General features: G+C 51.0%; 9 protein-coding genes. 4 read left to right on the forward strand and 5 right to left on the reverse strand.

What is annotated here, in order from left to right; all coding sequences use genetic code 11:
• Window positions 1–96: 96 nt before the first annotated feature.
• Complete coding sequence (gene prlC, locus ACRRUX_RS04240; protein WP_432527501.1) at window positions 97–2,136, reverse strand: oligopeptidase A; 2,040 nt, start codon at window positions 2,134–2,136, stop codon at window positions 97–99.
• Between the two features lie 762 nt (window positions 2,137–2,898).
• On the opposite strand from prlC, the gene ACRRUX_RS04245 reads away from it, so the two are divergent.
• The 3 genes from ACRRUX_RS04245 (at window position 2,899) to gorA (ending at window position 5,633) form a co-directional block, all read left to right on the forward strand.
• Complete coding sequence (locus ACRRUX_RS04245) at window positions 2,899–3,609, forward strand: hypothetical protein (protein WP_432527503.1); 711 nt, start codon at window positions 2,899–2,901, stop codon at window positions 3,607–3,609.
• A gap of 2 nt (window positions 3,610–3,611) precedes the next feature.
• Entirely contained in the window at window positions 3,612–4,055 is a 444-nt protein-coding gene (locus tag ACRRUX_RS04250; RefSeq protein ID WP_432527505.1) for a hypothetical protein, read from the forward strand.
• Between the two features lie 222 nt (window positions 4,056–4,277).
• Window positions 4,278–5,633, forward strand: coding sequence for a glutathione-disulfide reductase (gene gorA, locus ACRRUX_RS04255; protein ID WP_432527507.1), 1,356 nt, complete (start codon window positions 4,278–4,280; stop codon window positions 5,631–5,633).
• 68 nt (window positions 5,634–5,701) lie between these two features.
• Here gorA and ACRRUX_RS04260 read toward each other — a convergent pair whose 3' ends face one another.
• The 4 genes from ACRRUX_RS04260 to ACRRUX_RS04275 all read right to left on the reverse strand — a co-directional run bounded on the left by ACRRUX_RS04260 (window position 5,702) and on the right by ACRRUX_RS04275 (window position 11,653).
• Window positions 5,702–7,810 carry a methyl-accepting chemotaxis protein gene (locus ACRRUX_RS04260; RefSeq protein WP_432527509.1) on the reverse strand — a complete coding sequence of 703 codons (2,109 nt, stop codon included), beginning with the start codon at window positions 7,808–7,810 and terminating at the stop codon, window positions 5,702–5,704.
• 280 nt (window positions 7,811–8,090) lie between these two features.
• Window positions 8,091–9,359, reverse strand: coding sequence for a NupC/NupG family nucleoside CNT transporter (locus ACRRUX_RS04265; protein WP_432527511.1), 1,269 nt, complete (start codon window positions 9,357–9,359; stop codon window positions 8,091–8,093).
• Window positions 9,360–9,484: 125 nt separating this feature from the next.
• Window positions 9,485–10,258 carry a 5'-methylthioadenosine/S-adenosylhomocysteine nucleosidase gene (mtnN, locus tag ACRRUX_RS04270; protein ID WP_432527513.1) on the reverse strand — a complete coding sequence of 258 codons (774 nt, stop codon included), beginning with the start codon at window positions 10,256–10,258 and terminating at the stop codon, window positions 9,485–9,487.
• A 435-nt stretch (window positions 10,259–10,693) separates the two neighbouring features.
• Window positions 10,694–11,653 (reverse strand): hypothetical protein, encoded by a 960-nt coding sequence (locus ACRRUX_RS04275; RefSeq protein WP_432527515.1) that lies wholly within the window; start codon window positions 11,651–11,653, stop codon window positions 10,694–10,696.
• Window positions 11,654–12,161: 508 nt separating this feature from the next.
• Between ACRRUX_RS04275 and ACRRUX_RS04280 the strand changes: the two genes are divergently transcribed.
• On the forward strand, window positions 12,162–12,983 hold the full coding sequence (locus ACRRUX_RS04280) for a phosphate ABC transporter substrate-binding protein (RefSeq protein ID WP_432527517.1): 822 nt from the start codon (window positions 12,162–12,164) through the stop codon (window positions 12,981–12,983).
• Window position 12,984: the final 1 nt, after the last annotated feature.

Consider the following 12,984-nt stretch of genomic DNA (forward strand, 5'->3'; position numbering starts at 1 on the left):
CGGAAAATAAACCGGCAATTGGTAACAATTTTACAACAGCGTTAAACAGAAAAAGCGGCCGAAGCCGCTTTTTCCAGATATCACAGTGTCAACACATCAGGCGGCGATACCTGAGTGGCGCAGCAACGCATCGATCTCCGGCTCGCGACCGCGGAAGCGTTTAAACAGCTCCATAGGCTCTTCACTGCCACCCATTTCCAGAATATTGTGTAGGAAGTCGGCGCCGGTTTGCGGGTTGAAAATACCTTCCTCTTCAAAGCGCGAGAAGGCATCGGCAGACAACACTTCCGCCCACTTGTAGCTGTAATAACCCGCCGCATAACCGCCGGCAAAGATATGACTAAAGCCGTGCTGGAAGCGGTTAAAGTCGACCACAGGCACCACAGTCACCTGACGGCGCACATCATCCAGGGTTTCCTGAATACGTGCCCCCAACTCAGGCTGATATTCCAGATGAATACGGAAGTCGAACAGCGAGAACTCCAGCTGACGCAGCATCATCATGCCGGACTGGAAGTTTTTGGCCGCCAGCATCTTATCCAGCATTTCCTTGGGCAGAGGTTCACCGGTTTCATAATGGCCGGAGATTTCTACCAGCGCCTCTTCAGACCAACACCAGTTCTCCATAAACTGACTGGGCAGTTCGACCGCATCCCAGGGCACACCGTTAATACCTGATACCCCGGCAACATCAATACGGGTCAGCATATGGTGAATACCATGACCAAACTCATGGAACAGCGTGGTCACTTCATCATGGGTAAACAGTGCCGGCTTACCATCCACCGGACCGTTGAAGTTACAGGTCAGATAAGCCACTGGCTGTTGCAGTCCCTGGCCGGTGGCGCGTCGTACCCGACACTCATCCATCCAGGCTCCGCCACGCTTGCCACTGCGGGCATACAGGTCCAGATAGAAGCTGCCACGATGCTCACCCTGGGCATCATAAATTTGGAAGAAGCGAACATCCGGATGCCAGCGGTCAACGTCTTTTTGCTCTTCTATTGTCAAACCAAAGAGACGGGAAACGGTATAGAACAACCCGGACAGCACCCGATCCTCAGGGAAGTATGGTCGCAAAGTTTCCTGAGAAATCTGATACTTATGTTGTTGTAGCTGCTCTGCGTAATAGCCAATATCCCAGGGGGCCAGCTCATCCACACCAAACTCATCCCTGGCAAAGGCTTTCAGCTCAGCCAGTTCAGCTTCGCCCTGCTTTTTGGATCGCAGTGCCAGTTCATTGAGGAATGACATGACCTGCGCCGGGGATTGCGCCATTTTGGTGGCCAGTGACTTATCCGCATAGCTGTCAAAGCCCAGCAGGTTCGCCAGTTCATGACGCAGCGCCATAATTTCATTCATCACCTCTGAGTTATCAAACTCACCGGCGTTGGGTCCCACATCAGAGGCTCTGGTGACGTAGGCGGTGTACATTTCCTGACGCAATGCCCGGTTCTCGCTGTAACTCATCACCGGCAGATAGGATGGAAAATCCAGGGTAAATAACCAGCCTTGCAGATCTTTAGCCTGCGCCATGGCTTTGGCAGCCGCTTTGGCTGAGTCAGGCAAACCGGCCAACTCAGCTTCATCCGTGATCAACTTCTCCCAGGCATGGGTTGCATCCAGCACATTGTTGGAAAAAGTACTGGTCAGCTCAGACAAACGCTTGGCAATTTCGCCATAACGCACTTTCTGTTCTTCTTCCAGGCCAATACCGGACAACTCGAAATCACGCAGACTGTGTTCTATGTAGGTTTGCTGCGCCTTGCTCAGATGGGCAAAGTCAGCCGATTCATGCAGCTCTTTGTATGCCTGATACAACCCCTGATGCTGACCCACCCAGGTGCCATAGTCTGACAACAGCGGTAGGCAGGCGTCGTGGGCAGCGCGCCATTCTTCGGTGCTGAGCACTGAGTTCATGTGGGACACAGGCGACCAGATTTTATTCAGGGCATCATCCACTTCATCCAGTGGCATCACCAGGGTATCCCAGGTGTAGCCCTGACCACGGGAGGTGACCTCTTCAACCTTATTGCGGCAATCTTGAATGGCCTTTTCAACAGCCTCCTGAATATGTTCCGGTTTAATTTGCGAAAAAACCGGCAGCTCGGTATTGCTCAGCAATGGATTGGTCATGGGAGTCCCTCAATAAATAACGACTTTTCTGCAAGTATAGATAAGGGTTGAAGATGCGTTATTCAAGGCTCAGTATGTCGATTGCTGCAATGGATTTTCAGCATTCAGGATGTAAACTCGTTCCCATTCACCGCTGCTGCAGGCAAGGACGCCATGAAATATCTGCTATCCGCGACACTGTTATTAATCGTTATTTTTCCTATACAGGCCAAGGATCTACAGCCCGCTAATAACACCAGGCACATCAAGGATGCGCCGGTGATGTGGGGAGATAAACCTGTGGGAGCATTTGACGCCGACGGTAATCCTCTGCCCATACGTTCAGATGCTGCCAGCATAATGAATATGTCATCGTCGTCACGGTCTGGCGCAAAACCAAGCCACCAACGACCACAGGCAGCAGCTATATTCCCGCACAATGACAACCGTCAGCAGTGGAGCCGCCGGCCCTTTGTCGCCAACGACCCTTCTTGTCGATGGCTAGATCAACGAATGACGCAACTGGAAAACGTACCACCGCAAAAATATGGGCATCACCAACAGGAGCTGCGCATACGCGAGCAGGAGTGGCGCTGTCTGAAATGTGACACGGATGGACCTGGGCGGGGAGATCTGGACAGATGTCGGGGCAAATGACATCCGGCCGCCAGTAATCCTTGAAATATCATCGACAGTCCCCCCCGCCTGACAGCGCAAGTGGCAGCGCCGGTGTGACGGAACTACACTCAAAACACAATGTTTTCAGTAAATCATGGACGACCGATGAGACAAGTTTCGCTGTTTATCGCTTTGGCTTGCCTGATAACAACGGCTCAGGCTGCCCCGCTCAGTTACGAGGCCGTTATTGGCTGGGAAAGCAACTATGTTCAGCAGGGCAGACGTTTCGACAATGACGCCGGCCGCTACTGGGCCATATTAAGCGCATCCTGGCAACAGACAACCCTGTACACGGAACTCAACCGCGGCGATGGTCTCAACTATACCGAAACAAAATTCGGGATTGAGTATGCGTTTGAAAATACAGGCGACTTCGAATGGTCTGTGGGTTACCACCATATTGAGTTCTACGGTGTCGAACGGGCCCGGGACAACGAATTCTTTACTGACCTTGCCTACATTGGCTGGAGCTGGCTGACACCATCACTGAATTACACCTATGCCACGGAAAACTCCGGCTACTTTGTCGAACTGGCACTGTCCCATGAATGGCAGATCAATGAAGAGTTCACTTTGGTGCCCTACATACTGCAGGGCTTTGACTATGACTATGTCACCGACGATCACAATGGCGATAACCACAGACAGGTAGGGCTTGAACTCATCTGGCAATGGACCGAAGCCGTGGAGCTGTGTGTGCATTTACACCACGCTTTTGAAGGCACGGACATTCGCCGTGAGTACGGTGATACCAATCTGGTTCCGGAAGGTTCGGATATCACCTGGGGTGGCTTGTTTCTGATCTGGGACTTTTAGCCATGAGTCCCTGCCATCACTGGCTGCTTCCGGGGCTGTTACTGGTGACCCTGACCGTTGGCGCCAAAGAGCCCCTGCCACTGGATACTGTGCTTGATGCCAATGGCAATCCCATCGCCATTCCACAGCAGACTGAAAGTGCCCTGGAACTGCCTGCCCCTGAGTTAATCCCAATATCTGCGAAGCAGGAGAAACAAACCAAAGTAAAATCGCAGCCAGCCAAAAAGCTGAGCCGCAAACAGGCGTTGGCCAATCGCGACAGTGTCGCCAATGACCCAAGTTGCCGCTGGCTGGATCAAAGATTGAAGCAACTGGAGTCCACACTAAAGCAAAAATACGGTCATCAACAGGATGAATATTCTGTCAGATTTCAGGAATGGCAATGCCTCAAGTGCGGTGCTGAAGGCCCGGTCAGCGGCGATCACGACAAATGTCAGGCAAGATAACCGAACGTCCCTGCCCCAATCCGCCAAGTAAATCTATCTCGCCCAAAAACCAATTAAGGCTGTCACTCATGGACAGTTTTTGGCAGTATTCGGCTCGATAACAAGCAAACCAGTGGCTAAGGAAGACGCGGATCAGTCCCGTGCGATCTCGGTGCAGGCTTCCCCCTCGCAGAGGTCGGCCACAGTTCGCAACATACGCCCCTGGTAACCATGGAGACCAAAATGGCACAACACTTTGATTATATTTGTCTGGGAGCTGGCAGCGGCGGTATCGCCTCGGCCAACCGCGCCGCCATACGTGGCGCAAAGGTATTGCTGATCGAGGCCAAACAACTGGGCGGTACCTGCGTTAATGTGGGCTGCGTTCCCAAGAAAGTGATGTGGTATGGCGCGCAGGTGGCTGAAGCCATGAACCTGTACGCCAAGGATTATGGTTTCGATGTCACCATCAACAAATTCGACTGGCAAACTCTGGTTGCCAGCCGCAGCGCCTATATCGACCGCATTCACGGCGCCTATGAGCGTGGCCTTGGCAATAATAAAGTGACTGTGGTTAACGGCTATGGCCGCTTTGTGGATAACCACACCATTGAAGTAAACGGTGAGCACTACACTGCTGATCATATTCTGATTGCCACCGGCGGCCGTCCTTCTATTCCGGATATCCCGGGTGCACAGTATGGTATTGACTCAGACCGTTTCTTCGAACTGACTGAGCAGCCCAAACGCATGGCGGTAGTGGGCGCTGGCTATATCGCAGTGGAAATCGCCGGGGTGATGCATGCACTGGGCACTGAAACCCATCTGTTCGTACGCAAACATGGGCCACTGCGCAGCTTCGACCCTATGCTGGTTGATGCCCTGACCGGCTTCATGGCCAAAGAAGGCCCAGCCCTGCATACCTTCAGCATTCCCAAAGAAGTGGTGAAAAATGCCGATGGCAGCCTGACACTGACGCTGGAAAACGGCGAAAGCTATGAAGTGGATTGCCTGATTTGGGCCATCGGCCGCGAACCTGCGACCGACAGGATAGGTCTGGAAAACACCGATGTCACAGTGGATGAGCGTGGCTTTATCTTCGCTGATGCGCAGCAAAACACTTCTGCCGAAGGCATCTACTGTGTCGGCGATATCATGGCCGGCGGGATCGAGCTGACCCCGGTCGCGGTAAAAGCCGGTCGTCTGCTGTCCGAACGCCTGTTCAACAATATGCATGATGCCGCCATGGATTATTCACTGGTGCCCACTGTGGTATTCAGTCACCCGCCAATTGGCACCATGGGGCTGACAGAGCCACAGGCCAAAGAACAGTACGGCGAAGAAAATGTGAAGGTATACACCTCAACCTTTGCCTCTATGTACACCGCCGTGACGGCACATCGTCAGGAGTGCAAATTCAAGCTGGTATGTGCCGGAGACAATGAGCAGGTCGTTGGCATTCATGGCATTGGCTTTGGCATGGATGAAATTCTGCAGGGCTTTGGCGTTGCCATTAAGATGGGTGCCACCAAAGCTGACTTTGATGCTGTAGTTGCCATCCACCCAACCGGCGCAGAAGAGTTTGTTACTATGAGATGAGTTGGTGGCCGGGATACATGGTCCCTGCCCCAAAAGAAGTCAGGCCGCTTATCCAGCGGCCTGTTTCATTACACCTTGAACTGCCCCACCAACTTATTCAGCCGCGACACAGATTGGTTCATGTTATCGGTAAAGGTTTGATTCTCATGTACTGCAACCATGCTGTCTTCCACTATCTCTTTGACGTGGTTGGCATTGTGAGTCGCAGAGTGCACTATCGCACGCTGCTCCTCGGCAGCCGTGGCAATCTGCTCATTCATACTATTGAGATTGCTGATCGCCGCCAATATGCGGTTAAGCGCCTCCCCGGCATCCCTGGCATAAGCCACGGTATTGACGCCGCCATCTTTCGAGCGCCCCATGGATTCCACCGCATCATTGGCTCCTTTTTTCAGGCTGTCGATCATGGTCTGGATCTCATTGGTACAGCTTTGCGTGCGCGATGCCAGAGTGCGAACTTCATCGGCGACCACCGCAAATCCCCGTCCCTGCTCACCGGCACGGGCTGCTTCAATAGCCGCATTAAGCGCAAGCAAATTGGTTTGCTCGGCAATTCCCTGGATCACCTCCAGCACTGACACAATGTTGGCAACCTCAGTGTTGAGTCGCTCAATCACCACCGTGGTTTCTTCAATATTGTTGGCCAACCCGGTTACCGCCCTGATGGCGTGCTGCACCACTTCACGAGCCGACTGGCCATCATCGCTGGCGGCCTGGGAAGCTTCAGCACAATTGGTGACATTGACAGAGATGCTGTCTGCCGCCTCATTCACCTGATTGATTGACTGTACTACGGTATCGACTTCCTCACTTTGCTGCGCAACACCAGTACTGATTCGGCTCGACAGGCCGGAGATAGAACAAATGGACGCATCCAGATTCGCTGATTCCCTGGATATATCAGACACCAACGCCTGAATTTTGGAGACAAACTGGTTGAAAGACTTGCCCAGCAGAGAGATCTCGTCGCCCCCGCAGTCATTGACCCTTTGAGTCAGATCGCCATCGCCTTTGGCAATGCTCTGCAAACTCAGCTGCAATTGCTCTACTGGCCCAAGAATTACACGGATCAATGCAATGGCAATAACGCCACCCATTACCAGCGCCAACAACCAAACGCCGCCAATGACTGTCATAGCTGAAGCCACAGAGGTCGCAGCCTGATCATCAGCATTGTCTGAGATGGTATCGGCCGCAGCTGACAAGGTTTCCAGTGCCTTGTCCGCCTCGCGGATGTTGGCTTCCAACGCTTCTGTATACCCATCAGCGGCCGTTTCCTGCTCCAGCTGATCGCGATAGGTATCAAACAGCATTTCGTCTTCCAGTGCCAGTTTCTGCCAATTGGCAAATGCCTGACGCAAGTCTACGGCATCCTGCTTATCTTCTTCAGATTCAGCCAGTTGATCCAGAATCACCATCAATTCCAGCACCTGATTCCCCAAGGCATCAAAGTTGCGGCGAATATCCGGCAGCTTGCCGGCATCTTCCTCCGCCAGGTACTCTCCGGCGGTGTCCTGCATTTCGATCACGTACCTTTGCAGCTTCAATGCCGCCTCCACCACAGGATAGTCGTGCTCAAACAGGTCTTTGATGATATTGGCAATGTCAGTGGCCGTCGTACCACTACGTTGAGCGAGTTGGCTGCCCTGCTCAATCGCTTTGGCCATTTCCGCTTCATTCTCATTGGCAAATTCATCCAGGGCAGTAATGATAAGAGCTCCGCGATCATCAAATTCGACCAGCAGCCGCTTACCCTTTTCTTCCTCCTGCAATTCGTCGTAATGCGCCTGGAACATCAAATCAAAGTTGCGGCTCAGGGACTCATTGGCCTTTACCGCACGCTGCAAAACCGTTTGCTCTTCGGAGGATAGCAGCCCAACCAGCGCTGACTGAGACTCATCAAATACCTTATCCAGCTCAGGTATCTGGCCCTTAAGCTCCACCATTTCAGTCATGCTTTCTGATGCCATAATCTCGTTGGCAACTTTGCCCTGCTCCCACAGCGACGCAATCATGTCATCGGTATTTTCAATGGTGGGCGTGACATCTTCGCTGAGACTCTTGATGCTGCTGTCCAGGCGGAAAACAAAATAAAGACCGGTGGCAGCGGTCACAGACAGCAGCAGCAAGAGCACAACAATGCCGGTAATCAAACGACTTTTTATGGAAATAAACATATCCCTGTCCTGCAAGATGTGGAGGTTGATAGCGGGCCAGGAACCGACCGCACCTGCCGAAACCGACAGACAAACATCCCTAAGCCACTGATAAAGTGTAGTAGAAGAATCTTTTTGAAACCGAAAACCAACCTAATGTCAGTTCTGTGAGGGCGTTGTCACTTCCAACCAATGACGGCTCACGAGCTTGCGTTACACCGCCCAATAAGGACATCAAAGGTGATGAAAAAAATGCCACTTCCCAGAAAGTGGCATTCCATTTTTTAATTGTCACCTGATCTCAGGCCAGCGAGACAAATAGTCCGGCGATAGTCGCCGCCATCAGGTTGGACAGGATCCCCGCAGCCAGAGCTTTCAGCCCCAGCGACGCGATCTCTGATCGACGCTCCGGCACCAGCCCGCCGATACCGGCAATGGCAATCGCGACAGTACCAAAGTTGGCAAAGCCACACAGGGCAAAGGACAGAATGACCTGAGTACGCTGCGACATCGCCTCCCCTGTGGCTTGCACAATGGCATCACCGCTCAGGTAAGGTGCCAGATTGATGTAGGCGAAGAACTCGTTAATCACGATTTTCTGGCCAATAAAAGAGCCAGCCAGCAAGGCTTCTTCCGAGCTTACCCCCATCAACCAGGCCACAGGGGCAAACAGATAACCCAGCACCATCTGCAGACTCAGGTTTTCCATGCCAAACCAATTGCCAATACCGCCCATCATGCCATTGAGCAGCGCCACCAAGCTGACGAAGGAGAACAGCATGGCACCCACAGCCAGCGCCAGACTCAGACCATTCATGGTGCCTGTGGTGGCGGCATCAATCACATTGCGTGGTGGATTTTCTTCGGTAATAGCCAGCGTGTTGTCATCAACTGATTCAGTTTGCGGGATCAGCAGCTTGGCGAACAACAGACCGCCAGGCGCCGCCATGAATGAGGCCGCCAGCAGGTATTCCATCTTAATGCCCAGCTGAGAGTAACCAGCCAGCATGGTGCCAGCGATAGACGCCAGACCGCCACACATTACGGCAAACAGCTCAGAGCGGGTCATCCGTGGCATATAAGGTTTGATCAGCAGCGGCGCTTCGGTCACCCCCAAAAAGATATTGGCACTGGCCGACATAGACTCGGCCTTGCTGGTACCCAACAGCTTTTGCAGCGCGCCGCCGACACCTTTGACGACCCATTGCATGATGCCAAGATAGTAGAGCACAGCCGATACCGCGGAGAAAAATACAATAATCGGCAGTACCTTAAAGGCAATCACAAAGCCGCCCGGACCAAACAGCTCATACATCTTGTCGCTGACCAGACCGCCGAACATGAAGGACATGCCCTCATTGCTGTAACCAATGACAGTGGAAACTGCCTCAGCCATCGAAAAAATCATCGATTGACCGACCGCGGAATACATCACAAACGCCCCAAGAGTGAACTGCAGCAAAAATGCAATACCCACGGTACGGAAATTAATCGCCTTGCGATTTTCAGAAGCCAGATAAGCAATAACAAGCAGGGTAATAATACCCAGAAGACTAATCAGGATAGGCATTGATAATATCTTATATAAAGGAAATGAAGCGCAATATAGACTCTGTTGATAAAGACAGAGTCTGAATAAATGTAATTAATGGACTCAATATATTCTCAAATCAATATACCGGAATAATGACTCGATTATTGTTGGCTGATTAATTTTCTGAGAACATTTAAAACGAAATATTGGCAATCAATTGCTGTTTGCGGTTCAAATTCCTGGGCATGTTGATCTGTATTGGATAATACCCGAATACTGACAAACGGAATGTGATAAGCCTGAGCTACCATGGCAGCAGCGGAGGTTTCCATTTCTTCGATGGCGGTATTGAAGTTGTCGTGGAACCAGTTAATGCGGTCCACTTCGCGGTTCCACTCATCACCTGTACCAATCACGCCGGTAACCACTTTACCATTCTCGTAGGTGTGAGCCATCGACATAGCCAATTCAACCAGCGCCGGATCAGCCTTGAAATGATTATGCTTCACCACTTCGCCATTTTCCCGCAGGTACATGGTCATATCGAAGTTTTGCCAGCTGGCGGGATGTATTCCCTGACCTTTGGCTTTGAACTCAGTTTTATAAGACCCCATATTGAAGCTGGATTCACCGACAACAATATCACCCCGAAATAATTCAGGATCATGACCACCAGCCGTGCCCTGATTAATAATAAAGCCCGGTCGATAGTGTTCGATCCCCAGCGTCGTTGAGGCTGCGGCATTGGCCAATCCAATTTCAGTTCTCGATATCACGATTGGATAGCCATTAATCTGACCTTCCCAAAAAGTCCAGGAACCAAATGTTTTCATCTGAACATCCGCTAATGCGGCAACCAGGGTTTCTATTTCAACATCCATTGCCCCCTGAACCAATATTGGCTTCAGACAGGAAACTTGATCGAGATTTTGCATAAAAGAATCATTCAAAGCTGAAAGTGCGCGAATATTAACAATGGTCAATCTTCAGAACAATGACACAAAGCGTAAGCCCATTGTTATCAATCCTGCACAAACTATTAGACGTAAATTTAATAAATCTAAATCATCAATTTATTACTCTTTGTTTTTAAAGCCATTTAATTTTTTAGCCAGAAAAGTATCTGCTGATGTAATTTTACAACCTAATAATTTGCAAACACAGTGTTCAGAATTACGCTCAACTACCGACTATTTATCAGCCGGTTACCCGGCCCCCTGGCTATTCCCTCAGATGTGGCACTCCAGCGCTGAGTGCCAAAGCCCAAAAAGTGTCCGTATCTGAATGCCAGATTAGCGCTGACGGAGAGATTTTTCCCCGATACCGCTCCCTAAACCTCAGCATTCAACTCCTGCGTTAACACATTCACATCAAGGCGTTGTTGTCGATGGCAAAAATTCGTGTCCCAGCGCCGGTGAAATACAGGGTAAAACCCGATAGTCATAACCAGTCCCGGTTTGCTTGTCATACTCTTTCAGTCTGACAATCTGCAGGATTTCGTAGTCATTCAATTCAATCACCCGCGAGTCCTGTTCATGCCGGCAGCGGGAGTAACTGTCAGCTTCAAAATGCCATATAAACCAGGCCAATAACTTCTGTTGTCCGAAGTGATAGCGTTTGGCCCGCAAAGACACGTCTTCAATATCCTGCTCATTCCCGGCCAGTTTGGCTTCAACATCATCAGCTTCAGTCGGTGTGCCGCTGCCGGGATCCTGACTATCAGCCTCATTCAGTTCCTGCGCCAATTCCTGATAGGTTTTCAAATCAACCATGCTATTGTTGGCAAGGCCCGTCATCAAACCAAAAGAAAGCAACTGAAACATCAGAATTGAACTCCAGAGATAACGCACCAGCGCTGTGGTAAACACAAATCTATAGTGAGGCGGATGCCAAAGACCATGCATACCAAACAGCTTCAGCAATAGCAGCAACATCAGGTAAAAAGGCACAATCAATTGCCAGCACAGCAACGCCAGCAGGGTTGTCATAAAAAACCACCCGGGCAGATTCAGCAACAACGCAAAGTTATGACTGTAGGGCATATTACCTGCACTGACACCTGACACCTCATTCACCAGCCCGGATGCGCTGCCCAATGCAAAGTTGGCGACAATCGCATAAAACAACAGGATCAACGCGCGGCCAGGCAAGCTTTCCCAGGTTTTCAGGAATTTGGGCCAGAACTCGACACTGATCCCGGCAAGCGCTATCAGTGGCAGGATAAAGGCAGCGATACCAGAGAACTCACCTGTGCTGAAAAGCACCAACAGCATGCCCAGCGTGGCCACAAGATAGCAGTGCTGAGAGAAAGTCAGGGTTTGCCAGAGCAATTGCAGGCGTGTCCTGACAGCAGCAACCCGAGCATTAACAGCGCCACGCAGTTGACTGACTTGCCGGAAGAACCAATTCCGAACTTGCTCTATACCGGATTGAATGGGAGGAGGAAGCGCCTTCATCTTGTTGTCGTATTGTTGTTATTTCCCTAATGGCAACAGCTTACCCGCAACTGTTGATAAAGTTCAAAAAAACAACTGTCAGCTCAACTTCCCTGTCACTTCTGTCCTGTGCGTCACCAATGAAACCTATTCGTGTCGATGTCAGCAATCAACCACAAAAGTAAGCAATCACTCTCACCAGGTGGCAATAATTCACAGGACATGTTGAGCGGTTTTACAGATTTCACCGGGTTTCTATGCCATCAATATTGGCGGGCACAGTCCAAATTCAGCCATGTCAGTGTCATCTGGTTGTCATATGCAGGAAATTTCACTGTCACATTTCTCCCCTACATTTGCTGTCGCCCGACCGAGGGCAATCACTAAAATTGAGGGTAGTAACTTGAAAACCAAGATGTTTGCTCTGCTGGCACTGACCGGCGCCATGACTGCAGCTACAGCCACTGCAAGCGAAACCATTTCTGTATCCGGTTCCACCTCTGTTACTGAAGTAATGGAAGTACTGGCAGAAACCTACCAGAAGTCTAACAAGAACACCTTTATCGAAGTTCAGGGCACAGGTTCATCTGCCGGTGTCAAAGCAGCGAAAAATGGCACCAGCATGCTGGGTATGGCCTCTCGCTCACTGAAAGACTCTGAAAAAGAGCCTGCTCTCAACGAAACCACCATCGCCAGAGATGGCATCGCCATAGTGGTCAATGGTAAGAACCCGGTTGCCAACCTGACTAAAGACCAAATCGCCGCTATCTACCGCGGTGAAATCAGCAACTGGTCTCAGGTGGGCGGCGAAAGCAAGCCTGTCGTTGTGGTTACCCGTGATACCGCATCCGGTACCCGCGGCGCGTTTGAAGACATTATGAAGCTGAAGCGCAAAGTGAATGGCATGTCAGTATCCGCCATCTCTCAGCGTGCTCAGGTAGCCAACGGTAACGGCGTGATGAAGACCATTGTTGCCAACAACCCGTTTGCCATCGGCTTTATCTCGCTGGGCTCAGTTGATGCCTCAGTGAAAGCCCTGAGTGTCGACGGTGTAGCGCCTTCAGTGGATACCGTAAAAGCTGGCGAGTATCAGGTAGCCCGTCCTTTCCTGGTGCTGCACAAAGATGCCAACACCTCAGATGAAGCACGCAAGTTCCTTGACTGGGTAGTGTCTGCTGAAGGTCAGCAGGTTGTCGCTGAAAATGGCTATATCGCGGTTAACTAAC

This window comes from Shewanella sp. GXUN23E (assembly GCF_050865035.1).
In the GTDB taxonomy this organism is placed as follows: domain Bacteria; phylum Pseudomonadota; class Gammaproteobacteria; order Enterobacterales; family Shewanellaceae; genus Shewanella.